This is a genomic window from Serinicoccus shuyuelongi (assembly GCF_045032955.1).
Taxonomy (GTDB): domain Bacteria; phylum Actinomycetota; class Actinomycetes; order Actinomycetales; family Dermatophilaceae; genus Ornithinicoccus.
The window spans coordinates 13,485-35,839 of record NZ_JBJFZU010000016.1; the positions used below are offsets into that span (position 1 = coordinate 13,485).

General features: G+C 72.1%; 22 protein-coding genes and 1 tRNA gene. 14 read left to right on the forward strand and 9 right to left on the reverse strand.

Features of this window, described 5'->3' with window-relative positions; all coding sequences use genetic code 11:
* Positions 1-11 precede the first annotated feature (11 nt).
* Entirely contained in the window at positions 12-1,694 is a 1,683-nt protein-coding gene (locus ACI3EY_RS16010; RefSeq protein ID WP_405041089.1) for an ABC1 kinase family protein, read from the reverse strand.
* Between the two features lie 185 nt (positions 1,695-1,879).
* Between ACI3EY_RS16010 and ACI3EY_RS16015 the strand changes: the two genes are divergently transcribed.
* Together ACI3EY_RS16015 and ACI3EY_RS16020 are read left to right on the forward strand one after the other, a co-directional pair.
* Complete coding sequence (locus tag ACI3EY_RS16015) at positions 1,880-2,614, forward strand: flavodoxin family protein (RefSeq protein WP_405037289.1); 735 nt, start codon at positions 1,880-1,882, stop codon at positions 2,612-2,614.
* Between the two features lie 57 nt (positions 2,615-2,671).
* Positions 2,672-4,756: a heavy metal translocating P-type ATPase gene (locus ACI3EY_RS16020; protein ID WP_405041090.1), complete on the forward strand. Its 2,085-nt coding sequence runs from the start codon at positions 2,672-2,674 to the stop codon at positions 4,754-4,756.
* On the opposite strand, the gene ACI3EY_RS16025 is transcribed toward ACI3EY_RS16020, so the two are convergent.
* Together ACI3EY_RS16025 and ACI3EY_RS16030 are read right to left on the reverse strand one after the other, a co-directional pair.
* Positions 4,740-5,795 (reverse strand): zinc-dependent alcohol dehydrogenase family protein, encoded by a 1,056-nt coding sequence (locus ACI3EY_RS16025; RefSeq protein WP_405041091.1) that lies wholly within the window; start codon positions 5,793-5,795, stop codon positions 4,740-4,742. The genes ACI3EY_RS16020 and ACI3EY_RS16025 overlap by 17 nt on opposite strands.
* A gap of 91 nt (positions 5,796-5,886) precedes the next feature.
* Positions 5,887-6,435 (reverse strand): hypothetical protein, encoded by a 549-nt coding sequence (locus ACI3EY_RS16030; protein ID WP_405037292.1) that lies wholly within the window; start codon positions 6,433-6,435, stop codon positions 5,887-5,889.
* Positions 6,436-6,570: 135 nt separating this feature from the next.
* Here ACI3EY_RS16030 and ACI3EY_RS16035 point away from each other — a divergent pair, with 135 nt between their 5' ends.
* A complete protein-coding gene (locus ACI3EY_RS16035; protein ID WP_405041092.1) occupies positions 6,571-7,239 on the forward strand; it encodes a response regulator in 669 nt (222 codons plus the stop codon).
* Between the two features lie 19 nt (positions 7,240-7,258).
* Positions 7,259-8,989, forward strand: a complete 1,731-nt coding sequence (locus ACI3EY_RS16040) for a sensor histidine kinase (RefSeq protein ID WP_405041093.1) — start codon at positions 7,259-7,261, stop codon at positions 8,987-8,989.
* An 8-nt stretch (positions 8,990-8,997) separates the two neighbouring features.
* On the opposite strand, the gene ACI3EY_RS16045 is transcribed toward ACI3EY_RS16040, so the two are convergent.
* Positions 8,998-9,888, reverse strand: coding sequence for a universal stress protein (locus ACI3EY_RS16045; protein ID WP_405037295.1), 891 nt, complete (start codon positions 9,886-9,888; stop codon positions 8,998-9,000).
* Between the two features lie 227 nt (positions 9,889-10,115).
* Between ACI3EY_RS16045 and ACI3EY_RS16050 the strand changes: the two genes are divergently transcribed.
* From ACI3EY_RS16050 to ACI3EY_RS16070, 5 genes are all read left to right on the forward strand, one after another.
* Positions 10,116-10,832 (forward strand): hypothetical protein, encoded by a 717-nt coding sequence (locus tag ACI3EY_RS16050; protein ID WP_405041094.1) that lies wholly within the window; start codon positions 10,116-10,118, stop codon positions 10,830-10,832.
* Between the two features lie 265 nt (positions 10,833-11,097).
* Positions 11,098-11,766, forward strand: a complete 669-nt coding sequence (locus tag ACI3EY_RS16055; RefSeq protein WP_405041095.1) for a GAF and ANTAR domain-containing protein — start codon at positions 11,098-11,100, stop codon at positions 11,764-11,766.
* An 824-nt stretch (positions 11,767-12,590) separates the two neighbouring features.
* Positions 12,591-13,316, forward strand: a complete 726-nt coding sequence (locus ACI3EY_RS16060) for a GAF and ANTAR domain-containing protein (protein ID WP_405041096.1) — start codon at positions 12,591-12,593, stop codon at positions 13,314-13,316.
* Between the two features lie 9 nt (positions 13,317-13,325).
* Positions 13,326-14,057, forward strand: coding sequence for a GAF and ANTAR domain-containing protein (locus tag ACI3EY_RS16065; RefSeq protein ID WP_405041097.1), 732 nt, complete (start codon positions 13,326-13,328; stop codon positions 14,055-14,057).
* A gap of 95 nt (positions 14,058-14,152) precedes the next feature.
* Positions 14,153-14,419 (forward strand): hypothetical protein, encoded by a 267-nt coding sequence (locus ACI3EY_RS16070; protein ID WP_405041098.1) that lies wholly within the window; start codon positions 14,153-14,155, stop codon positions 14,417-14,419.
* A 50-nt stretch (positions 14,420-14,469) separates the two neighbouring features.
* Here ACI3EY_RS16070 and ACI3EY_RS16075 read toward each other — a convergent pair.
* Together ACI3EY_RS16075 and ACI3EY_RS16080 are read right to left on the reverse strand one after the other, a co-directional pair.
* Positions 14,470-14,556: transfer RNA gene (locus tag ACI3EY_RS16075), tRNA-Leu, on the reverse strand.
* A 54-nt stretch (positions 14,557-14,610) separates the two neighbouring features.
* The gene (locus ACI3EY_RS16080) at positions 14,611-16,002 is read right to left on the reverse strand and encodes a DNA polymerase IV (RefSeq protein ID WP_405041099.1); all 1,392 of its coding nucleotides are present in this window, start codon (positions 16,000-16,002) and stop codon (positions 14,611-14,613) included.
* 69 nt (positions 16,003-16,071) lie between these two features.
* Between ACI3EY_RS16080 and ACI3EY_RS16085 the strand changes: the two genes are divergently transcribed.
* From ACI3EY_RS16085 to ACI3EY_RS16095, 3 genes are read left to right on the forward strand one after another with little or no spacing between them, the layout of a single operon-like run.
* Positions 16,072-16,602 carry a YbhB/YbcL family Raf kinase inhibitor-like protein gene (locus ACI3EY_RS16085; protein ID WP_405041100.1) on the forward strand — a complete coding sequence of 177 codons (531 nt, stop codon included), beginning with the start codon at positions 16,072-16,074 and terminating at the stop codon, positions 16,600-16,602.
* On the forward strand, positions 16,599-17,150 hold the full coding sequence (locus ACI3EY_RS16090; protein WP_405041101.1) for a YbaK/EbsC family protein: 552 nt from the start codon (positions 16,599-16,601) through the stop codon (positions 17,148-17,150). The genes ACI3EY_RS16085 and ACI3EY_RS16090 overlap by 4 nt, the downstream gene beginning before the upstream one ends.
* A complete protein-coding gene (locus ACI3EY_RS16095) occupies positions 17,147-18,115 on the forward strand; it encodes a bile acid:sodium symporter family protein (RefSeq protein WP_405041102.1) in 969 nt (322 codons plus the stop codon). The genes ACI3EY_RS16090 and ACI3EY_RS16095 overlap by 4 nt, the downstream gene beginning before the upstream one ends.
* Here the strand turns inward: ACI3EY_RS16095 and ACI3EY_RS16100 are convergent.
* Genes ACI3EY_RS16100 through ACI3EY_RS16110 form a run of 3 tightly spaced genes read right to left on the reverse strand, consistent with a single transcriptional unit; the run spans position 18,108 to position 20,523 of the window.
* Positions 18,108-18,944 carry a TrmH family RNA methyltransferase gene (locus tag ACI3EY_RS16100; protein ID WP_405041103.1) on the reverse strand — a complete coding sequence of 279 codons (837 nt, stop codon included), beginning with the start codon at positions 18,942-18,944 and terminating at the stop codon, positions 18,108-18,110. The genes ACI3EY_RS16095 and ACI3EY_RS16100 overlap by 8 nt on opposite strands.
* Complete coding sequence (locus ACI3EY_RS16105; protein ID WP_405041104.1) at positions 18,941-19,714, reverse strand: sulfite exporter TauE/SafE family protein; 774 nt, start codon at positions 19,712-19,714, stop codon at positions 18,941-18,943. The genes ACI3EY_RS16100 and ACI3EY_RS16105 overlap by 4 nt, the downstream gene beginning before the upstream one ends.
* Positions 19,711-20,523 carry an ABC transporter ATP-binding protein gene (locus ACI3EY_RS16110; RefSeq protein WP_405037308.1) on the reverse strand — a complete coding sequence of 271 codons (813 nt, stop codon included), beginning with the start codon at positions 20,521-20,523 and terminating at the stop codon, positions 19,711-19,713. The genes ACI3EY_RS16105 and ACI3EY_RS16110 overlap by 4 nt, the downstream gene beginning before the upstream one ends.
* 44 nt (positions 20,524-20,567) lie before the next feature.
* Between ACI3EY_RS16110 and ACI3EY_RS16115 the strand changes: the two genes are divergently transcribed.
* Positions 20,568-21,332 carry a hypothetical protein gene (locus ACI3EY_RS16115; RefSeq protein WP_405041105.1) on the forward strand — a complete coding sequence of 255 codons (765 nt, stop codon included), beginning with the start codon at positions 20,568-20,570 and terminating at the stop codon, positions 21,330-21,332.
* Positions 21,333-21,461: 129 nt separating this feature from the next.
* Entirely contained in the window at positions 21,462-22,346 is an 885-nt protein-coding gene (locus ACI3EY_RS16120) for an extensin family protein (RefSeq protein WP_405037310.1), read from the forward strand.
* Positions 22,347-22,355: the final 9 nt, after the last annotated feature.

Below are 22,355 nucleotides of genomic sequence, written 5' to 3' on the forward strand. Positions count from 1 at the left end.
TGCCCGGCCCCTCAGCGGCCCCGGCGCCGCCCGCCCACGACCGACCACGCCAGGGGCAGCAGGGAGGCCCCCATCAGGATCTGCCCGAAGCCCGGGTCCGAGGAGTGCAGGACCGCTCCGGCGAGCAGGAGTGCGGCGAAGACCAGCACCGAGGTCAGCCGTACCACCGACCGCTCCACCCTCGCCACCTGGGCGGTCAGGGTGGGGATCCGGACCACCAGCTCGCCCCGCTCGGCCTGGGTCAGCACCCGATCGGCGCGGCCCGGCAGCACCAGCGCCAGGCGACCCAGAGTGAGGGCCTCGTCGGCCACCGTCCGGGGAAGGCCCTGCCGCTCCTCCTCGAGCAACCTGCTCGCGTAGGGGGTGATGGTGCCCCAGGCGTCGAACTCGGGGTCCAGCCCGGTGCAGATACCGGAGAGGATCCCCATCGACCGACCGAGCAGCAGCAGGTTCTCCGGCACCTGGAACGGCAGCTCACGCAGCAGCTCCCGGAACTGCAGACCGAAGCGCACCAGGTCCTCCGGCGGTATCTGCTGGAGCTCATCCATCCGGAGCCCGCCGAAACGCTGGAACACCTGCTCGGCCGCGGACTCGACCAGGGAGAGGTCGGCGCCGGGGAGCAGCAGGTCCAGCCGGGTGAGTCCCCCGACGAATCGGCCGGCGTCCCGCAGGCCCACCGAGACCAGGATCTCGCGCAACCCGTCCCGCAGCTCGCCCGGGACGTGGCCGACCATGCCGAAGTCGATGAACGTCAGCGTCCAGTCGGGCGCACCGGGTGCCGCGCCCTGCCGGGGGGTCACGAAGAGGTTGCCCGGGTGCGGGTCGGCGTGGAAGAAGGCGTCCGTGAAGATCTGCTGCAGGAAGGCCTGTGCCAGCACCTGGGCGACCTCACCGCGGTCGATGCCGGCGGACGTGATCGCGGCGGTGTCCGCCAGCTTGATGGCCGAGACGTCCTGCAGCGTGAGCACCCGGCGGCTGCTGAGCTCCCACACCACGGCGGGCACACCCACCCTGGGGTCGTCCGCGAAGTTCGCGGCGAAGGTCTCCGCGTTGCCGGCCTCCGCGACGTAGTCGACCTCCTGCAGGGTGGTGGTGGCGAACTCCTCCACGAGCGCCCGGACGTCGGCGCGCTGACGGATGGGGCGGTAGCGCTCCATCCAGCCGCCGACGCGCCGCAGCGCGGCAAGGTCGACCTCGATGACCTGCTGGATGTGCGGACGCTGCACCTTGACCACGACGTCCTGGAAACCCAGCTCGTCAGCCTGCACCTGCCGCAGCCGGGCGCGGTGCACCTGTCCCAAGGACGCCGCGGCGAGCGGGGTGTCCTCGAACCAGGCGAAGCGTTCGTCCACGGGACGGTTCAGCTCGGCGGCGGCGACGGCGCGGATCGCAGCCACGTCTTCGGCGGGAACCTCGTCCTGGAGTCCTGCCAGCTCCTGGGTCACCTCGGGCGGCAGCACGTCCAGGCGCGCCGACAGGAACTGGCCCACCTTGATCATCAGGCCCCCCATGGACACGGCGAGCGCGCGGAAGCGGACGGCCGTGCGGCGGGCCCGCTCGGTGCGGGTGCGCTCCGTGAGCCGTCGCAGCCCCAGCCGCCGCAGCACGATCTCCCACCAGATGAAGGCCAGTGTCACCTGGGCGAAGAACAGGACGATGCGCCAGTAGCGGATGCGCAGGTCTGCTGGCCTCATCGGGTCTCCGGACGGGGTCGGGGAAGGGTAGGCGCCGGTGGCGCCCACCTCAGCCTGCCCCACCGGGGCGGCCGGTGCCCGGCGGGGTCGTCCGCCTGGCACGGCCCACCGGGCGATGACAGGGTGCGAGAGGACCCCACGGCCACCCGTACGGCCGTCCGCCCCCTACCCAGGAGGTCATCCTCATGGACGCACCCCGCTACGACGACCTGCGCGCCCTGCTCGTCAACTGCTCGCTCACCCCCGATGCGGACCGCTCCCACACCGGGCGGCTGCTCGACGTGGTGGACCACCTCATGACCGGCGCCGGGGTGCAGGTCGACCGGCTGCACGCGGTCGAGCACGAGATCGCCCCCGGTGTGCAGCCGGACATGCGTGGGCAGGGCTGGGAACGTGACGCGTGGCCGGACCTGTGGCCCCGGGTGGCGGCAGCAGACATCCTGGTCATCGGAACCCCGCTGTGGCTGGGTGAGGAGTCCTCCGTCTGCCGACGGGTCGTCGAGCGGCTCTACGCCATGTCCGGCGAGCTCAACGAGGCCGGACAGTCGATCTTCTACGGAAAGGTCGGCGGAGCGGTCATCACCGGCAACGAGGACGGGGTCAAGCACACCTCGATGTCGTTGCTCTTCGCCCTCCAGCACCTCGGCCTGATGATCCCGCCCCAGGCGGACGTGGGCTGGCTGGGGATGATCGGCCCCGGACCCTCCTACGGCGACCCGCAGGAGGGTGAGACCCCGGTCGGGTTCGACCACGCCTTCACCCGCCGGAACGCGACGATCATGAGCTGGAACCTCATGCATACCGCCGCCATGCTGCGCCGCGCCGGCGGCCTCCCGACCTATGGCAACGACCGCGACGCGCTGCAGCAGGGCGAACTCTTCGGCTACGCCGACCCTGACCCCGTCCGCACGCAGGAGTGACCGTCCCGAGCGGCCGCCGAGGTGTCCCTAATACCCCTAGGGGGTATACGCTGAGGCATGACCTCGCACCAGCACCACGGTGGGCAGACCACCTCACCGACGCCCGGCGACCACGCGGAGAACGGCGGGCACCCCGCTCACGGTGACCATGTCGCCCAGTTCCGGCAGCTCTTCTGGCTCATGCTGGCCCTGGCCGTGCCGGTGGTGGGGTTCAACGAGACCTTCGCGCACCTGATCGGCTACCACCTGCCCGAGGCCGGGTGGGCCCGCTGGGTCTCCCCGGTGCTGGGCACGGTGATGTATGCCTGGGGCGGGCGACCGTTCCTCACCGGTGCCGTCGACGAGGTCCGTTCCCGGGCACCCGGGATGATGCTGCTCATCGCCCTGGCCATCACCGTCGCCTTCCTCTCCTCCTGGGGAGCGAGCCTCGGGGTGCTGGACGCCGAGCTCGACTTCTGGTGGGAGCTGGCGCTGCTGGTGGTCATCATGCTGCTGGGCCACTGGATCGAGATGCGTTCCCTGGCCCGGACGACCTCCGCGTTGGACTCCCTGGCCGCGCTCCTCCCGGACGAGGCGGAGAAGGTCGACGGCGACGACGTCGTCACGGTGGCCCCCACCGACCTGGTGGTGGGGGACGTGGTGCTCGTCCGCCCCGGCGCGAGCGTGCCGGCCGACGGACGCATCATCGACGGGTCGGCGCACCTGGACGAGTCGATGGTCACCGGTGAGTCCCGGCCCGTGCGACGCGAGCGAGGGGACGACGTGGTGGCCGGCACCGTGGCGACCGACTCGGCCCTGCGCGTGGAGATCACCGCGACCGGGGGTGACACGGCGTTGGCGGGGATCCAGAAGCTGGTGTCGGATGCCCAGGGGTCCTCCTCCCGGGCGCAGCGCCTTGCTGACACCGCTGCGCGATGGCTGTTCTGGTTCGCCCTGTCCGCGGCCGCGCTCACGGCGCTCGTCTGGAGCCTCGCGGGTCTTCCGGACACGGCGGTGGTGCGGGCCGTCACCGTGCTGGTCATCGCGTGCCCCCACGCGCTCGGCCTGGCCATCCCCCTGGTGGTCTCCATCGCCACCGAACGTGCCGCCCGCGCAGGGATCCTCGTCAAGGACAGGCTCGCGCTGGAGTCCATGCGGAACGTCGACGTCGTGCTGTTCGACAAGACCGGCACCCTGACCGAGGGGCAGCCCACCGTCACGGGCGTCGAGCCGGTGGGAGAACACGGGGGCGACGAGGTGCTCGCCCTGGCGGCGGCCGCCGAGTCGACGAGCGAGCACCCCCTGGCCAGGGCTATCACGGGAGCCGCGAAGGACCGCGATCTGGACGTGGCCCACGCGCAGGACTTCTCGTCCTCGCCTGCGGTCGGGGTGAGGGCCGTGGTCGCGGGCGCCGTGGTCGAGGTCGGCGGCCCCCACCTGCTGGAGCAGCACGGCCTACCGGAGCTACCCGTCGCAGACACCTGGCGTGCCGAGGGCGCCATCATCCTGCACGTCCTGGCCGATGCCGAGGTCATCGGCGCACTCCGGCTGGCCGACGAGATCCGGCCCGAGTCCCGCCACGCCGTCGACGACCTGCACGCCCGGGGTGTGCAGGTCGTCATGATCACCGGCGACGCTCGGGCCGTCGCCGACACGGTCGCCCGGGAGCTCGGGATCGACCGTGCCTTCGCCGGGGTCCGACCCCAGGACAAGGCCGCCACGGTCGCCGAGCTCCAGGCCGAGGGACGCGCTGTCGCCATGGTCGGCGACGGGGTCAACGACGCCCCGGCCCTGGCCCAGGCCGACGTCGGCATCGCCATCGGTGCAGGCACCGACGTGGCCATCGGCTCCGCCGGGGTCATCCTGGCCAGCTCGGACCCGCGCGCGGTGCTCTCCGTCATCGAGCTCTCCCGAGCCAGCTACCGCAAGATGAAGCAGAACCTGTGGTGGGCCGCCGGCTACAACCTGCTCTCCGTCCCGCTGGCCGCCGGGGTCCTGGCCCCCGTGGGCTTCGTGCTGCCCATGAGTGTCGGCGCCATCCTGATGTCCGCCTCCACCGTCGTCGTCGCCCTCAACGCCCAGGTGCTGCGCCGTCTGGACCTGACGCCCGCGACGGTGGCGGGGAGGCAGCCTGGCGGGCACCGTGTCATCGGCTCAGGATGACCTTCAGCGCCCCCGTGTCGGCCGCCCGGGCGAACGTGTCGTAGGCCTCCAGGATGTCGGCCAGTGCGAAGTCGTGGGTCACGAACCGTTCGGCGGACAGCTTGTCCTGGGTGACCAGCTTGAGCAGCATCGGCGTGGTGGAGGTACTGACCAGTCCCATGCTGATGGTGAGGTCCATGATCCACAGGTCCTGGAGCGCCAGCTCGACCGGTGCACCGTGCACCCCCACGTTGGCCACCGAGCCGCCGGGTCGGACGATCCGGGTGCAGGCCTCGAACGTCTCGGGAATGCCGACCGCCTCGATGGCGACGTCCACACCCAGTCCGTCGGTCAGGGCCATCACCTGCTCGCGCCAGTCGTCGGTCGAGCTGTCGACGCCGTCGGTCGCCCCGAAGCCCGTCGCCTGCTCGAGCCGGTGCGCGTTGGTGTCCAGCGCGATGACGCGCGCCGCGCCGTAGAGCTCCGCCGTCATCATCGCGGCCAGACCCACCGGCCCCGCCCCGACGACGGCGACCACGTCACCCGGGGTGACCCGGCCATACCTGACCCCGATCTCGAACCCGGTCGGCAGGATGTCGGAGAGCATGACCGCAGCCCGGTCGCTGACGCTGTCGGGGAGCCGGTAGACCGAGTTGTCGGCGAAGGGGACCCGCACCAGCTCCGCCTGGGTGCCGTCGATGAGATGGCCGAGGATCCAGCCGATACCGCTGGCGCCCTCCTCCGCCAGGCAGTGGGCGTAAAGACCCTGGTGGCAGTACGAGCAGGCACCGCAGGCGCTGATGCACGAGATCAGCACCCGGTCCCCCACCGCCACCGAGGTCACCGCGGACCCGACCTCGGTGATCGTCCCGACGCCCTCGTGCCCGAGGGTGCGCCCGTCCGTGACGGCGGGCACGTCACCCTTGAGGATGTGCAGGTCGGTGCCGCAGATGGTGGTCGTGTCCACCCGGACGATCGCGTCGGTGGGCCGCAGGAGCACCGGGTCGGGGACCTCCTCCCACGCCGTGCGACCGGGGCCGTGGTAGACGAGCGCCTTCATGATGCTTCCTCTCGACGGGGGGCGGCCGGTCTGTGCCGGCTCGGCTTCCAGCCTGCTCCCGGCCCGCAGGGCGTACCAGGGTCGAAGGTCCTCACCTGCGTTCCGCGTCCGTGATCAGCTGGGAGACGAGCCTCTGGCCACGGTCCAGGGTCTCCTCCAGCGCGACCAGCGCGGCGTCCACCCGTCCAGCCTCCATCGACCACTTCGCGGCGGCCATGCCCTGGATCAGGTTGTCGTTGATCTCCACCGCCTGCCGGTGGCGCAGCTCCCGCCCCTCGAGCCGCGACCGTGACTCCTCGGCACGGGCCAATCGCTCCGACGCGTCTCCCAGCAGTGCGCCGACCATCACGACCGGCACGGTCTGGGACAGCCACGCCAGCCACGACAGTGCCTCCGACGTCCCCGCAACCCCCACGACGACGAGCCCGGCGGCCACCAGACCGGTGCCGATCCCGCCGGCCCGACCGCACCCCATCGCCACGAGGCTCACCGGGAGCGCGTAGAGCATCGCCACGCTGACGGACGCGTCGTCGAGCACCACCCCCAGCAGGGCGACCGTGAGGAGGAGCGCGGCGCCGACGGCGACGGTGAGACCGGGTCGTCGCCGGAACCAGGGGCCGGCGCGGGCCTGGGTGGTCATGGGAACCTTTCGGTCGTCGTGCACTCCATCCTCCGGTGCACCGGGGGCTGACGGCAGAGGCCTTCGGGACCGATCAGCAGGGCCCAAAGGCCCGACACCGTCGCTCTGGACCGCCCACCCGATACGGTGAAGGGCATGACCACCACCCGCGCGGCCCCCGAGCACATCCGGGTCTACCTGCTGGACGACCACGAGGTCGTGAGGCGGGGCATCCGGGAGCTGCTGGAGGCCGAGCCGGACCTCGAGATCGTCGGCGAGTCCGGACTCGCGGCCGAGGCGACCCGGGGCATCGTCGCGCTGCAGCCGGACGTGGCGATCCTGGACGCGCGGCTCCCCGACGGATCCGGCATCGACGTGTGCCGGGACGTGCTCTCCCAGGTCCCGGGTGTCGCCGCCCTCATCCTCACCTCGTACGACGACGACGAGGCGTTGTTCGCCGCGATCATGGCCGGTGCCTCGGGGTACGTCCTGAAGCAGGTGCGCGGGAGCCGCCTTGTCGAGATGGTCCGCACCGTCGCCTCCGGCCAGTCGACCCTCGACCCCGCGGTCACCGCGAAGGTCCTGGACGGCGTGCGCCGTGGCCGTTCCGGGGGCGCGGACGTGCATGCGCTGACCGGGCAGGAGCAGCGCATCCTCGACCTCATCGCCCAGGGCCTGACCAACCGGCAGATCGGCGCCGAGCTCTTCCTGGCCGAGAAGACGGTCAAGAACTACGTCTCGTCGATGCTGGCGAAGCTCGGCCTCTCCAGCCGGACCCAGGCCGCCGTGTTCGCCGTCCAGCACCCGCCGCACCCCCCGCGATGACACCCCCTGGCCGACCGCTGTGACGGGCACCGACGCGAACTACACGGACCAGGGACCGGCGGTCGACCGGCCCCTCGGCGAGGCCGACTTCGAGGACCTGGTCCAGGAGGTCCGCCACCGGATGGACGGCGCCCGCGATGAGCAGGCTCGTCTGCGCCTGCTCATCGACGCCGTGGTCACGATGGCCGCCGACCTCGACCTGGACAGCGTCCTCGCCCGGATCGTCAGCATCTCCAGCCGTCTGGTGGATGCCCGGTATGCCGCGCTGGGGGTGCTCGAGACCGGACCCGGGCAACGGCTGCGCACCTTCATCCACCACGGGGTCGGCGCCGAGGTCGTCGCCGAGATCGGGGAGCTCCCGGCGGGACACGGGCTGCTCGGTCGTCTGATCGACCACCCTGAGCCGCTGCGCCTGCACGACCTGGCCGACCACCCCCAGTCCTACGGTTTCCCCCCCGGCCACCCCCCGATGCACTCCTTCCTCGGGGTCCCGGTGCGCATCCGCGAGACCGTCTTCGGCAACCTGTACCTCACCGAGAAGGGGGGCGGGGTCGACTTCACCGCCCAGGACGAGGCGATCGTGGTCGCGCTGGCCGGCGCCGCCGGTGTGGTGATCGAGAACGCCAGGCTGTACGAGGAGGCGGCCCGGCGGGAGCGCTGGCTGCAGGCCACCGCGGAGGTGACGGCGCTGCTGTCCGGCTCCGACGACCTGACCGAGGCCCTCGCGATGGTGGTCGGCACGGCGCGGGTGGCCGCCGAGGCGGACGTGGTGTGGATCGTGACCGGCACCGACACGACCACGTTCAGCATCCGGGCAGTCGCAGGCGTCGGCATACCGGAACAGGACGGGCTCCCGTCGGCACCCGCGTCCCCGACGGTCCGCCACGTCATCGAGCAGGGAGAGTCCGTCTCGATCGAGGACCTGGACCAGGAGGAGGGGTTGTTCCCCGACGGCCACCCGCAGGGGTGGCCGCTGCTCCGGTCGGCGGTCCTGGTGCCCCTGGGGCCACCCTCCGGTCTTCAGGGTGCCCTGGTTCTCGCCTGGACGCCCGAGCACGCGGACCGGCACCGCGTCGTCCAGGAGCAGATGCCGGCCGGGTTCGCCCGGCAAGCCGCGCTGGCGCTGCAGGTACTTCGAGCCCGCGAGGACCAGTTCCGGCTCGCCGTCCTCGAAGACCGGGACCGGATCGCCCGGGACCTGCACGACCTGGTCATCCAGCGGCTGTTCGCGCTCGGGCTGCGGCTGCAGGTCATCGCCCCGCAGACCGGTCCGGAGATCGGCCCTAGGCTGGAGAACGCCGTCGACGAGCTGGACACCACGATCAAGGACATCCGGCGGACCATCTTCGCGCTCGGCGCCGCGCACCCGACCGAGGACGTGCAGGCCGAGGTGAGCCGCATCGTGGACCGGGCCGCCGCGACCCTGAAGTTCCGCCCCGAGCTGCGCTTCGACGGACCGGTGCGCACGCTCATCCCCGAGGCCCTGGTGCCCGACCTGCTCGCCGTCGTCGGGGAGGCGTTGTCGAACGCCAGCCGGCATGCCGACCCCTCGAGGGTGCACGTCGTGCTGGCCGTCGGTGACGAGGTGGTCCTCACGGTCACCGACGACGGTCGCGGGATCCCTGAGGGCGTGTCCGAGAGCGGGATCGCCAACCTGCGTCACCGCGCCGAGCATCACGGTGGGGACCTCGCGGTGGAGTCCGCCGAAGGAGGGGGTACGACCCTGCGGTGGCGCGTCCCCCTGCGGTGATCCTCGGCTCAGCGCACGACGTGGACCGGGCAGCGCGCCGACTCCAGCACGCCCCGGCTCACCGACCCCAGCAGCAGCGACCGGAGGTCACCCCGGCCACGGGCTCCTACGACGACCACCGCCGCACCCCGAGAGGCCTCCGCGAGCACCGACGCCGGTCGGCCCTGCAGCACGTGCTCCTCGATGACGAGACCCGGGTGCTCCTCCTGGAGCTTCGCCCGCGCCGCCGTCACGTGCGCCTCGGCGCCTCGCCGGGCGGACTCGAGGCTCTCCTGCCGCCATTCGTCGTCGAGCAGGTACACCCGGCTCCAGTGGTCCGCGGCAGGAGCGTCCCAGGCGCTGACCAGGTGCAACGGGGCATCGTCACGGACGGCAAGATCTGCTGCAGCCGACAGGGCGCGTGCACTGCCCTCGGAGCCGTCCAGGCCGACCACGACCGGTGCCTGCGTGCCGGACTGCCCGGGTGTCTCCGGGGGCACGACCACCACCGGGCAGTCCGCGCCGGCCGTCACCGCGAACGCTACCGACCCGACCACGGCCCCGGTCACCCGATCGTGACGACCGTCCCCGACGACGACCAGGTCGGCCCGGTGGGAGAGGCCGACCAGCGCCGCGGCCCCCGCCAGCGTGCTGGTGCGACCGCGGACGACGAGGCCGGGGGCGACCTCCCGGGCGAGCCGGACACCCGAAGCCACACGCTCCTCGGCCCGGGTCCGCGCATCCGAGGGAGTCCAGGCCCGGACGAGGTGCGGTGCCGTCCACAGGTCGAGGTCGTAGGCGAAGACGACCACGAGCTCCTTCCCGCGTCGGCGTGCTTCGTGCGCAGCCCAGCGCACCGCCGCCTCCGACTCCGGTGACGCGTCGTAGCCCACGACCACCGTGCCCTCGGTATCGTTCATCGGTCCTCCTCCGGTCCTCCGGCCGGTATGCCGGGACCCCTGTCGACGCTAGGCGCGGGTGCGCGGCCGCACCAGGGGCGAAGGTCCCGGAGGAAGGGCCTCCCGGGCCGGGCGGGGAGAGCCTGCAGGCAGACCCGTCGCTGGGTCGGTTGCGGATCACGCCCGGATGGGCGATCCTGGTCTCGCCTCTAGAGGGATGGGCAGCCACCACCGCCGAAAGCGTGTGCATGTCCAGCTACCCCTCCTTCCGCGACCGCCCCCGGATCGCCGTGCTCACGGCCGCCTCGCGGGACCACGACCACCTCCTCGGCCACGTCGACGGCCTGGCCGTCAGCACCTGGCCACCCGACGCACACGTCGTCGTCTCGGTCCAGGACCGCGCGCTGACCCGCGGGCGCCTGCCGATCCGCAGCGACCGGTGGAGCACCGACGTGCACGTCCTGGCGTCGCGGCACCCCCACTGGCTCCTTCCGGCGATGCATCTCGCCGCAGCTCGGGCGCTACGGCATGCACCCGACGTGCTGATCTACCTGTCGGTCCACTGCATACCGTCCCCGCGCCTGATCAGGACTCTGGTGGAGGAGGCGATGGCCAACCCGTCCACGGCACCGACGCTGTGGTCCGGCAAGGTGGTCCCACTGATGCCCTGCCCCGGTCCCGCCTACCCGGTGCGTCAGCTGGATGAGCTGATCCTGCGGGCACCGGGCATCCAGGAGGACAGCACCTCCCCACCCTGGTCGGAGGCCTTCGCTGTGCGTGCCACCGACTGGTCCTCCGTCTGGTCGAGGGTCGAGCAGGAGCTGCCGTTCACCAACGACCTGGCGGCCGTGACCCAGGTGCTGCGCGATTGCCGGGTACAGATGCGCACGGTCAGCGGCGGCGTCGCCTACCGTCAGCACGGGTCTCCCGCGCGCACCGCCGTCGCAGCGGCTGCCGGGGCCTGAGGAGCGACGGGCAGGGGCATGGGCCTGTCGGACTCCGGGCCGACGGCTCGGTCGCACCCCGACCTCCCTGTTCCTGCATGCTGCTGACCTCTCCGCCGACGGCATGGACACCGACCGCCGCCACCTGGACCGGCGTGCAGCGAGCCCACCCGAGGGAGGACATCAGGGCTCGCTGCGGAGCGGACACCCGTCGAGACCAGGGTGTGCCGACGCCGGTGGGCTGGGTAACGTGTCCGCCATGCCAGGAGGAGATATCCACGCGCGCATGCGTCAGGTCGCCCGCGAGGTGGACGCTGCCGACGACCTCGAGCAGGCCGGCGACCGGATCTGTGCTGCAGCCGTGGAACTGCTCGGAGGACATGCTGAGGCTGGGATCTCCTACGCCCAACGTGGTCGGGGGGTGGAGAACATCGGTGCCACCTCGGACTCTGTCCGACACGGGGACGCGCTGCAGGTGGAGCTGGGCGAAGGTCCGTGCCTGGACGCCGCCTGGAACCAGGAGCAGGTCGTCGCCTCCGACCTGGCCCACGAGCAGCGGTGGCCGCGTTGGGGTCCGACCATGGTGCGTGAGTACGGGATCACCAGCATGCTGTGCACGCAGCTCTTCACCACGAGGGAACAGCTCGGTGCCCTGAACATCTACTCCACCGACCGCGATGCCTTCGACGAGGAGGCACAGGAGCTCGCGCGGCTGCTGGCCGTGCACGCGGCGCTCACCGTCGCGGCGGCACAACAGGTCCAACACCTGACGATCGCCATCGACAGACGAACGACCATCGGCAAGGCGTTGGGCATCATCATGGTCCAGCACGACCTCGACGACGCGCGCGCCTTCGCCGTCCTACAGCGTCTGTCCAGGCACGGGAACCGGAAGCTCTACAGCATCGCCGAGGAGGTCGTCCGCACCCGTCGGCTCACCGGCATCGACTCCTGAGCTCGGGGTGGCGCGGTCTCTTGCACACGTGCGCCCCGGTGCTCTAGCGTCTACCCGTCGCCACTTGTTGGCGGTCGTTGCCCCGGACCCGGCAGCGCGTCCATGCACGCCTGACGCAGCTACCAGTCACGGGGGTCTTCCTTGTCAGCACATCTAGATCGTCGTCCGCCACCTCTCGCGCTCCTGGCGCCTGCGCGCACCCACGCCACCGACGAGGTCGACGAGATCTCCTTGCCGCCGCTGCTCCGACAGGACCGCACCGACAGGGGGGCTCGCAGATGATCCCCTACCCCTGGGAGATCGGCCGTACCTGTGAGGACGTGCCGCAGGAGGAACGCCGGGCACGGCGGAACCCGGGCAGGTCCCCTGCACCGGATGAGCCGCATCCCGAGACATCGCAGACTGCATCCACCTCGCCTCGACCGCGCACCTCGCCACCGTGGACCGAGCGTCGGTAGATGGTCGGCGGAGGCGTCGGGAGAGCGTCGTCGTCGGAGCGGCGGGCGCGGGCATACTGCGGGCCTGCTCACGGGCAGGCGTGGGACCTCCAGGGGGCTACCGCTCCGCCCCTCCTGTGGGAGTCAGGTGCGGACACGGGGAGTGTGAGCTACCGGCTGGTGCACCATCCGGTGACCCGCCGGCCGGCCCGTGACCATGGGGGAAACCTCATCTACATGCCGGTCAGGTACGGGTTCGAGACATGAGGCGACCGGTGGCGGACGCAACTGGTGGCGAGTGCGCCCGAGCGACTACGGTGAGGGCCGACGTCCGGACACACCAGTTCAGAGCTCGAGCGGCACGGGAGCGACATGGATGAAGGGCGGATGGGCCGTATCCGGCACCTGTTGAGCCACGAAGGGGATGCGGACACGGACCCCAGCACTGCTGTCGGCCAGCTGACGCGGCAGTGCCGCGCCCTGGCTCGGGCGGTGTCGGCCTGCGGTGCTGGGATCAGCGTCATCGACGCGGAACGCCTCGGGATGTCCCTGGCCACCTCCGGGCCGCGGGCCACCGAGCTCGACGGACTGCAGTTCACCGTCGGGGAGGGCCCGTCGCTCGAGGCCTTCGACCTGCGCCGTCCTGTGCTGGAGCCGGACCTCAGCATCGGCGGTGGGACACGCTGGCCGGGGTATACGCCGGCGATCTCCGAGCTGGGGGTCCGGTCCGTGTTCGCGTTCCCGATGCAGGTGGGTGCCGCGCGGCTCGCGGTGCTGGCCCTCTACCGTGAAGAGACGGGGCCACTGCCCTCGGCATCCTTGAACGACGCGCTGGACTTCGCCGCCCTGGGGGTCGAGACCATGCTCACCAGCGCACCCAACGGCGACCTCATCCAGGACGCCGAGGGTGTGCTGGACCACCACGCCGAGGTCTACCAGGCCCAGGGCATGGTCATGGTGCAGCTCGGGATCCCCTTGGACGAGGCCATGGTCCGGATGCGCGCGCACGCCTATGGCCACAACATCCCCCTGTCGCGGCTGGCCACCGATATCGTGGCCAACAGGACCACCCTGGACGGGGATCACGTCGATGGGACCCGACCAGATGCTTGAGGAGACGCAATGAGCACCATTCCCGCTGACCGTCTGGCGGCGGCCTTCGTCGAGATCGCCGACACCCTGGTCGACGAGTTCGACCTGATCGAGTTCCTCCAGATGGTCACCACCCGGACTACCGAACTCACCAGTGTCGCTGCCGCCGGTCTGCTCCTCGCGGACCCGCAGGGCAACCTGGCCTTCATGGCGGCCTCGGACGAGTCGGTCAAGCTTCTGGAGCTGTTCCAGGTCCAGAAGGTGGAAGGTCCGTGCCAGGACTGCTTCCGGCAGCGGGCACCGGTCGTCAACGCCGACCTACGCCACGCGCGCGACTCCTGGCCGGCTTTCGCCCCCCGAGCTGTCGCCGCCGGCTACCGCTCGGTCCACGCCATCCCGTTGCGCCACCGCTCCGAGGTCATCGGAGCCCTCAACCTCTTCGGCACCGATGTCGGCCACCTGGCGCCCAGCGACGTCCGCATCGTGCAGGCGTTGGCTGACATCGCGACGATCGGGCTGCTCCAGGAGCGCAGCATCCGACGGAGCCACGTGCTCTCGGAGCAGCTCCAGGGGGCCCTCAACAGCCGGATCATCGTGGAGCAGGCGAAGGGTGCGCTGGCCCAGCTGCGCGGGGTCAGCGTGGACGAGGCCTTCCTGATGCTGCGGGCGTACTGTCGCCGCACGGGGCAACGGCTCGGTGAGGTGGCCTCCGAGGTCATCGTGGACACGTCCAGCCACCCGGACCTCACCCGAAGACCCTGAGAGAGCAGCCTCGTCGCACGCGGGTGCGAGGCTCGACCGTCCGATGACGATATGGACGATGTCCCCCGACGTTCGGGCACGAGGAGGGTGCGGTGGTGACACGGCGTCACGACTCGTCGCGGCCGCCGAGCAGGGGTGAGGGCGCTCTCCTGGCCGGGGTGGTGGCCCTGCTCTTCGTGATCGTCCCCGTCATCGGTGACGTGGTCGCGGTGCCGGTCGCCCTCGTCGCGGTGGTCCTGGGACTGCGGGGCTACCTGCGCGAGGAGGCGGGCAGCTCCTGGCGATACGTCGTCGGCGCGGCCGCCGGGCTGTTCTCCCTCTTCGCCATCCTGCTGATGATCGCCGCGACGGGGCTGCCGTGAGTGGAACTGATCACACCTTCACCAGCCGCATGAGCGGCTTCCGGTCGTTCTGGTGTCCGGAGGGGGACTTGAACCCCCACGCCCGTTAAGGGCACTAGCACCTCAAGCTAGCGCGTCTGCCATTCCGCCACCCGGACAGGGTGTGCTGCTCACTCGTGGGGAGTGGGCAACGACAGACAAGGCTAGCACGCTCAGGAGGGCGGTCCGCGCCAGTCCGGAGGCCCGGTGCGGACCAGTGCCGGGTCGTCCTCGGCGAAGCTGCGCACCGGCCCCGGAGGGGTCAGCGGGCCCTCGAACCGGACCGTGACGACACCCCTACCACTCCCCCACACCCACCCGGCACCGTGCTGCGCGTGGTGCACGTCCTGACCGGTCCGCCACCCCGGGCGTTGCCCGTCGGCGCCCTGCTCGACCAGGTCGTCGGCGCCCGCCGGCACGGGCTCGTCCGCTCCGCCGACGACGTCGGGCAGGTCCGCGACGTCCGCACCGGGGTAGGCGGTGTCCAGCAGGAGCTCCTCCTGCGCGTGCGCGGTGAGCCCTGCCACCCCCAGGCCCAGCAGCCGCAACCCCGAGCTCACGTCGACGGCCCCGAGCAGTCTCCGCGCCTCCCGGAGGATGACTGCCTCCTCCCCGGTGGCGAAAGCCAGGGTCCCGGAGCGGGTCTGCGTGGTGAAGTCGTGCTGGCGGGCCTTGACGGTGATGGTGCGGGCGAAGACCCCGGTGGCCGCCAGCCGGCCGGCCAGGCCGTGCGCCATCCGGGCCAGGTCGGCCTCCAACCGGGCCCTGTCGGTGACATCGGTCTCGAAGGTCTCCTCCGAGGAGATCGACTTCGCCTCCCGCTCGGTGACGACCGGACGCTCGTCCTGCGCGCGGGCCAGCCGGTGCAGCGCCCCTCCCTGGGCGGCACCGAAGATGGCGACCAGGTCCGGCTCCGACATCCGCTCGAGCTCGGCCACGGTGTCCACCCCGAAGCCGTGCAGCCGGGAGGCGGTGGCCGGTCCGATGCCCGGGATCGCCCGCACGGAGAGGGCGTGCAGCACCCGCAGCTCCTCCCCCGGGGGCACCAGGGTGATCCCGGCCGGCTTGTCCATCTCGCTGGCCAGCTTGGCCATCATCTTGCTGGTCGCGACGCCGATGGACGCGGTCAGCCCGCCGGTCTCCGCGGTGATCCGGTCCAGCAGCGCGGTGCACCAGCCCCGCAGCTCGTCGCCCTCCCAGCCCGGCGGGTCCGGGGCCGCCCCGAGATCGACGTAGGCCTCGTCCACGGAGACCTGCTCGACCAGCGGGGACTGCTCCCGCAGCAGCTCCATCACCACCCGCGAGCTGGCCCGGTATGCCTCGAAGCGGCCACCCAGGAACGCGGTGCCGGGCGGGCACCGGCGCCGGGCCTCCGCGGTGGGCATCGCCGACCGCGCCCCGAACCGGCGCGCCTCGTAGGAGGCGGTCGCCACCACCCCGCGGCCCGCGGTGCCGCCGACGACCACCGGGCGCCCCCGCAGCGAGGGCTTGTCGCGCTGCTCCACCGCCGCGAAGAAGGCGTCCAGGTCGAGGTGCAGGATGCACCGACGCGTCTCACCCGGCATACCGCCAACTGTGTCACGCGGCACCGACCATCGTGTGCGGCGCCGACCGGCCCGGGTTAGGTTCGGAGCATGAGTCTTGAGCGCACCCTCGCACCGCACCCGACCGAGAACCTCCCCGCCGCACCGGCGGAGCTGACGGTCACCAGCACCGACTTCACCGACGGCGGGCCGCTGCCGGAGAGCGCCGGCTTCGGTTTCGGCAACACGTCCCCGCAGCTGTCCTGGAGCGGCGCCCCGGAGGGCACCCGCTCCTACCTGCTGGTCTGCCACGACCCGGACGCCCCGATCGTCGGCGGCTTCACCCACTGGGCGATCGTCGGCCTCCCGGCCGAGGTCACCGAGCTGGCCACCGGCGCCGGCAGCTACGGCAGCCAGCACGGGGAGGGCTCCGCGACGCTGGCCAACGACTTCGGGACCAAGGACTGGGCCGGCTGCGCCCCGCCCGAGGGCGACGTGGCCCACCGCTACGTCTTCACCGTGTGGGCCCTGGACACCGACAACACCGGCCTGGACTCCTCGGCCTCGGTCGCCAAGGCGCAGTTCCAGACCCTCGGCAACGTGCTGGCCCGGGGTTCGGTCACCGGCACCTACCAGCTGTGAGCACGGACTGGGTCCCCGCCCTGGATCGCCCGGACCTGCTGGCCGCACCGGTCCTGCACGCCCTGCGGTCGATGCAGGACGCGGGCACCGACGTGGACCGGGTAGAGGTCACCGAGATCGACCCTGACCAGGCCGACACGGCCGTGCTCGTCGAGGCCACGGGGTGGGCCATGGAGGACATGGCCAACTGCATCGTCATCTCCGGCAGCCGGGCCGGGGAGGAGCGGGTGTGCGCGGCGCTGGTGCTCGGGCATACCCGGGCCGACGTGAACACCACGATCCGCAAGACGCTGGACGTCCGAAAGTGCTCGTTCATGCCGATGGACGCCGCGGTGGAACGCACCGGCATGGAGTACGGCGGCATCACCCCGGTCGGCCGCCCCGACGACTGGCCGGTGCTGGTCGACGCCCGGGTGACCGGTCGCGAGCACATCGTCATCGGCTCCGGGGTGCGCCGCAGCAAGCTGCGTCTGCCGGGGGCGATGGCGGCGGAACTGCCGGGCGCCCGGGTCGTCGACGGGCTCGCCGTGGAGGTCCCGGCCGGATGAGCGTCACGACCGCGCCGACGGCCGCCGAGGACCGCAGCGCCTACCGGGCGGTGACCATCTTCCCGCTGCTGGTGCTCGCCGCCGGCGCCCTCGGGTATGCCTTCGCCGGCCCGATCTCGACCCAGTCCGGGCTGATCACCCCGCTGCTCGGGGTGATCATGTTCGGGATGGGCCTGACCCTGACGCTGCCCGACTTCCGTCTGGTGCTGACCCGCCCGCTGCCGGTGGTGCTCGGGGTGGCCGCCCAGTACGCGGTGATGCCGCTGGTCGGCCTGGGGATCTCGCTCGCGCTCGGGCTGCCGGACGAGATCGCCGCCGGGGTCATCCTCGTCGGCTGCGTCCCCGGCGGCACCGCCAGCAACGTGGTGGCCTACCTGGCGCGCGCCGACACCGCCCTGTCCGTGACGATGACCTCCGTGTCCACGCTGCTCGCGCCGGTGCTCACACCGCTGCTGACGTTGTGGCTGATCGGGGAACGGCTCCCGGTGGACGGGATGGGGATGGCCACCACGATCGTGCAGATCGTGCTGATCCCGGTCGTCGGCGGACTGCTGGTGCGCACCTTCCTGCCCGGCCTGGTCCGGCGGGTGCTGCCGGCCCTGCCGTGGTTCTCGGTGCTGGTCATCTGCGTCGTGGTGGCCGTCGTGGTGTCGCTGTCGGCGGACCAGCTGCTGGCCGCCGGTCTGCTCGTCACGGTCGCGGTCGTCCTGCACAACGGGCTCGGTCTCGGCCTGGGGTATGCCCTGGGCCGGCTGACCGGTCTCGGCGAGCGCTCGGCGCGCACCATGGCGATCGAGGTCGGCATGCAGAACTCAGGCCTGGCCTCCGGGCTGGCCGCGACCTTCTTCACCCCGGTCGCGGCCCTGCCGGGCGCGGTCTTCTCGGTCTGGCACAACCTGTCCGGCGCGATGCTCGCCGGGTGGTTCCGGCGCCGGGACGCCCGCGCCGCGCGGGACGCTACCTGAGGGCCCAGAACGCCACCGCGGAAGCCGCGGCGACGTTCAGGCTGTCCACTCCCCCGCCCATCGGGATCGTCACCACCAGGTCGGCGGCCTCGACGGTGCGGGGGGACAGCCCGTCCCCCTCGGTGCCGAGCACCAGGGCCAGGCGCCCTGGCGGGTCCCGCTCGAGCTCCGCCAGGCTCACGGCCCCGTCGGCCAGCGCCAGGGCCGCCACCGTGAAGCCGCGCTCCTGCAGCGCGGCGACACCCTCCGGCCAGGGGTCCACCCGGGTCCAGGGCACCTGGAACACGGTGCCCATCGACACCCGCACGGACCGGCGGTAGAGCGGGTCCGCGCAGCGGGGGGTGACCAGCACCGCGTCGACCCCGAGGGCGGCGGCGGAGCGGAAGGCGGCACCGACGTTGGTGTGGTCCACCACGTCCTCGAGGACGGCGACCCGGCGGGCGCCGGCGAGCACCTCGTCCAGGGCGGGCAGCTCGGGGCGGTGCATGGCCGCGATCGCCCCCCGGTGCAGGTGGAAGCCGGTCATCTCCTCGATCACCCGCGGGTGGCCGATGTAGACCGGGGTGCCCGCGGCCAGCGCCGGCCCGACCAGGTGGCCGAGGTCGCGCGCCCAGCGGGGCGTGAGCAGCAGCGAGCGCATCCGGTGCCCGGCGCCCAGGGCCCTGGCGATCACCTTGTCGGACTCGGCCAGGTAGAGGCCCTGCTCCGGCTCCAGCACCCGGCGCAGGGCCACGTCGGTGAGCCGGAAGTAGTCGCGGACCCGGGGGTCGTCCGGGTCGTCCACGAGGACGACCCCGTCCGGCAGGTCCTCGGGCGCCACCTCGCTCATGTGAGGAGCAGGTTGACGATGGCGACGGTGCCGATGACGACGATGACGCCGCGCAGCAGGGCCGGTGGCATCCGACGCCCGACCCGGGCCCCCAGCACCCCACCGAGCAACGAGCCGCAGCTGATCAGCAGCACCACCGTCCAGTCGACCACCTCCGGCGCGACGACCAGGAAGACGAGGGCGGCGACCAGGTTGACGATCATCCCGAGCACGTTCTTGATCCCGTTGATCTGCTGCAGCGAGTGCGGCAGCAGGATGCTCATCAGGCCCAGCAGCAGCACCCCCTGGGCGGCGCCGAAGTAGCCGCCGTACATGCCGGCCACCAGGACGCCCAGCAGCAGCGCCACCCACCGTCCCGTGCTCACCTGGCCGGTGCGTCCGGTGCTCGTCGTGGCGGCCCAGCGCTGCAGCCGCGGCCCGGCCAGCACCAGCACCAGCGCGAGCAGGATCAGCACGGGCACGATCGCCTCGAAGGCCGCTGGCGGCAGCACCAGCAGCAGCAGGGCGCCGGTGACCGAGCCGAGCAGGCTGGCCGGTGCGAGCCGGCGCAGCATCGGGCCCAGGCTGCGCAGCTCGTGCCGGTACCCCCAGGCGCCGGTGAGGCCCCCCGGCACCAGTCCCAGGCTGTTGGAGATGTTGGCGGTGACCGGGGCATACCCGAAGAACAGCAGGGTGGGGAAGGTGATCAGCGTGCCCGAGCCCACGATGGTGTTGATGGTGCCGGCCGCGAGGCCGGCCAGCACGATCGCCGCGATCTCGAACGCGCTCACCGCGGTTCCGGCTGGGGCGCCTCCGGCTGCGCGGCCCGTGCCGCCCACCGCTGGCCGTGCCGCTCCACGACCAGGGGTATGCCGAAGGTGCTGGACAGGTTCTCCGCGGTGAGGGTGACCTCGATCGGGCCGGCCGCGACGACCCGGCCGCCGCTGATCATCAGGATGTCGGTGAAGCCGGGCGGGATCTCCTCGACGTGGTGGGTGACCAGCACCATCGCCGGGGCCTCCAGGTCGAGGGCGAGCTCGCTGAGACGACCCACCAGGTCCTCCCGGCCGCGCAGGTCGAGGCCTGCCGCGGGCTCGTCCAGCAGCATCAGCTCGGGGTCGGTCATCAGCGCACGGGCGATCTGGACCCGCTTGCGCTCACCCTCGGAGAGGGTGCCGAAGCGGCGGGTGGCCAGGTGCGAGACCCCGAGCGTCGAGAGCAGCTCTGCGGCGCGGCGCTCGTCGTGCTCGTCGTACTCCTCACGCCAGCGGCCCAGGACACCGTAGGCGGCGGTCACCACCACGTCGCTGACCCGTTCCTCGGCGGGGATCCGGTCGGCCACCGAGGCGCTCGAGACACCGATCCTAGGGCGCAGCTCGAAGACGTCGACGGTGCCCAGCACCTCACCGAGGACCCCGGCGACGCCGGTGGTGGGGTGCATCCTGGCCGCGGCCAGCTGGAGCAGCGTGGTCTTGCCGGCGCCGTTGGGGCCGATCACCACCCAGCGCTCACCCTCCTCGACCGACCAGTCCACCCCGGTGAGCAGGTCCGTGCTGCCCCGGCGCACTCCGACACCGGCGAATTCCAGGACATCGCTCATGGCGGATCACTCTAGTCAACGCCCGACGACCTACCATCGCCCCCATGCCCGATCACGAGCTGCCCGCCAGCGTCCGCGTCGCGCTGTGGGCCACCACCGCCCTCTCCGGTCGCATCGACCCTGCCGAGGTGGCGCCCAGGGCGTTGCCCGACCTCGACGACTGCACCGGCCTGCTGGAGACGTTGACGCTCTGGCAGAGCCTCGGGGAGCATGCCGTCCTGGTGGCACTCCCCCGCCCGGGCGACCTCACCGGCCTGCCGCCGAGCGGGCCGGAGCTGCAGGCCGCCGCCGCGCTGGCCCAGGAGTGCGTCTACATCCCGGCGCTCGGCGGGGCGCTGGTGCCGACGCTGGAGGAGTACGGTCCGGTCGCGGACCGCGGCTGGTCCGTCCGCTGGGACACCTACCCCGCGGGGCCGGTCGCCACCCACCGGGTGGAGGCCCTCGACCTCGGGCAGGTGGAGCTGTCGCTGCGCACCGAGCTGGCCGAGCTCACCGAGCAGCTGCTGGCGGTGGGCGGCGCGCCCTTCGGTCCGGGAGCCGGCGAGGGCCTGGCGCGGGCCCGCAGCGCCACCGACCAGGGCAGGTGGGGGCTGCCCGAGGGCATACCCGGGCGGGCGGCACGGCTGATCAGCCTGGCGGGGACGGTGCTCACGCTCACCGACGCCGGGCTGGACCCGGCCTCGGAGTCCGCGGACCTGGCCACCACGCGCAGCCGCGCCCAGGCCCTGCAGCAGCTGCAGCGCAGAGCCTCAGGGGCCCTGGCCGATGCCACCAACACCGCTGTTCTGCACCTCGCGGGGTGGCGCTGACCTGCACCGATGTAGGTGAAGGGTCAACAGACCCAACTTTTGCCCAGTGCATACCCTCCCTTGACCCACAGCCGAGCGCGACCTCCCTAGCGTCGTGGGTATCCACTGGACGCAACGGGAGGAATCGTCATGGACACGGCCAGCACCAGGGATGACCACGGGGCCGGGGAGCACGAGACCGGGAACCAGCAGGACGGACGGGGGTGGCGGGTCAGTCGCCGGACGGTGCTGGGGGCCATGTCGGTCGCCGGTGCCGGCATGCTGGGGACGCCGGCCTGGGCCGAGGAGACCCGGGACGCTGCGGCACTGCCCGCGGAGCACCTGCCGAGCGCACGGGAGATGGACGCGCAGGCGATGCGCAGCTTCTCCCGGATCCGCGGGGTGGAGGTCTACTACGGCACCCAGACCTCACCGCTGCGCACGTGGAGCTGCACGTCCGGTTTCTACGGCCGTCTGGGCGACTGGATGGACACCTTGTCGGCGTGGTCCGGCCAGGCGGGTCACGGGCCGGTGAAGTCCATCGGGAGCGCCGGGTTCTACGTGAACAAGGCCGGTCAGCACGGGGCGGGCACCGCCATGGACCTCAGCATCGTGCGCTGGTCCGGCGGGCGGAACAGCAACATGTTCAACGGCGATCACGCCTCGGGGAACCGCACCCGGCGGCGGCGTTACTTCGCGGTGGAGGCGACCTTGCGGCGGCACTTCCGCTACTGCCTGGACGGCAACTACAACGCGGCCCACGCCAACCACTTCCACGTCGACGTGGGCGGTCTGCCCAACCGCCGGCTGCTGCACGGGTCCCGCGCGGACACCGTCTTCGTCCAGGCGGTCGCCAACAACTTCCTCGGGGCCGGGATCGCGGTCGACGGGGTCTGGGGGTCGCGCACCCAGCAGGAGGTCACGAAGCTGAAGAACCGGCTCGACGTCTCCGGCGACCTGCAGCGCAACCAGGCGGCGGTCGGCAAGCTGCTGCGCGGGATCGCCGTCCACGGCTTCCGTGACCAGGCCATCTGAGGGGAGCTG

What these genes read in the sequence shown, in the direction of transcription:
- ACI3EY_RS16010 (WP_405041089.1), bottom strand. Translation starts at nt 1,694, where the DNA reads ATGAGGCCAGCAGACCTGCGCATCCGCTACTGGCGCATCGTCCTGTTC.
- ACI3EY_RS16015 (WP_405037289.1), top strand. Translation starts at nt 1,880, where the DNA reads ATGGACGCACCCCGCTACGACGACCTGCGCGCCCTGCTCGTCAACTGC.
- ACI3EY_RS16020 (WP_405041090.1), top strand. Translation starts at nt 2,672, where the DNA reads ATGACCTCGCACCAGCACCACGGTGGGCAGACCACCTCACCGACGCCC.
- ACI3EY_RS16025 (WP_405041091.1), bottom strand. Translation starts at nt 5,795, where the DNA reads ATGAAGGCGCTCGTCTACCACGGCCCCGGTCGCACGGCGTGGGAGGAG.
- ACI3EY_RS16030 (WP_405037292.1), bottom strand. Translation starts at nt 6,435, where the DNA reads ATGACCACCCAGGCCCGCGCCGGCCCCTGGTTCCGGCGACGACCCGGT.
- ACI3EY_RS16035 (WP_405041092.1), top strand. Translation starts at nt 6,571, where the DNA reads ATGACCACCACCCGCGCGGCCCCCGAGCACATCCGGGTCTACCTGCTG.
- ACI3EY_RS16045 (WP_405037295.1), bottom strand. Translation starts at nt 9,888, where the DNA reads ATGAACGATACCGAGGGCACGGTGGTCGTGGGCTACGACGCGTCACCG.
- ACI3EY_RS16050 (WP_405041094.1), top strand. Translation starts at nt 10,116, where the DNA reads ATGTCCAGCTACCCCTCCTTCCGCGACCGCCCCCGGATCGCCGTGCTC.
- ACI3EY_RS16055 (WP_405041095.1), top strand. Translation starts at nt 11,098, where the DNA reads ATGCGTCAGGTCGCCCGCGAGGTGGACGCTGCCGACGACCTCGAGCAG.
- ACI3EY_RS16060 (WP_405041096.1), top strand. Translation starts at nt 12,591, where the DNA reads ATGGGCCGTATCCGGCACCTGTTGAGCCACGAAGGGGATGCGGACACG.
- ACI3EY_RS16065 (WP_405041097.1), top strand. Translation starts at nt 13,326, where the DNA reads ATGAGCACCATTCCCGCTGACCGTCTGGCGGCGGCCTTCGTCGAGATC.
- ACI3EY_RS16080 (WP_405041099.1), bottom strand. Translation starts at nt 16,002, where the DNA reads ATGCCGGGTGAGACGCGTCGGTGCATCCTGCACCTCGACCTGGACGCC.
- ACI3EY_RS16085 (WP_405041100.1), top strand. Translation starts at nt 16,072, where the DNA reads ATGAGTCTTGAGCGCACCCTCGCACCGCACCCGACCGAGAACCTCCCC.
- ACI3EY_RS16095 (WP_405041102.1), top strand. Translation starts at nt 17,147, where the DNA reads ATGAGCGTCACGACCGCGCCGACGGCCGCCGAGGACCGCAGCGCCTAC.
- ACI3EY_RS16100 (WP_405041103.1), bottom strand. Translation starts at nt 18,944, where the DNA reads ATGAGCGAGGTGGCGCCCGAGGACCTGCCGGACGGGGTCGTCCTCGTG.
- ACI3EY_RS16110 (WP_405037308.1), bottom strand. Translation starts at nt 20,523, where the DNA reads ATGAGCGATGTCCTGGAATTCGCCGGTGTCGGAGTGCGCCGGGGCAGC.
- ACI3EY_RS16115 (WP_405041105.1), top strand. Translation starts at nt 20,568, where the DNA reads ATGCCCGATCACGAGCTGCCCGCCAGCGTCCGCGTCGCGCTGTGGGCC.
- ACI3EY_RS16120 (WP_405037310.1), top strand. Translation starts at nt 21,462, where the DNA reads ATGGACACGGCCAGCACCAGGGATGACCACGGGGCCGGGGAGCACGAG.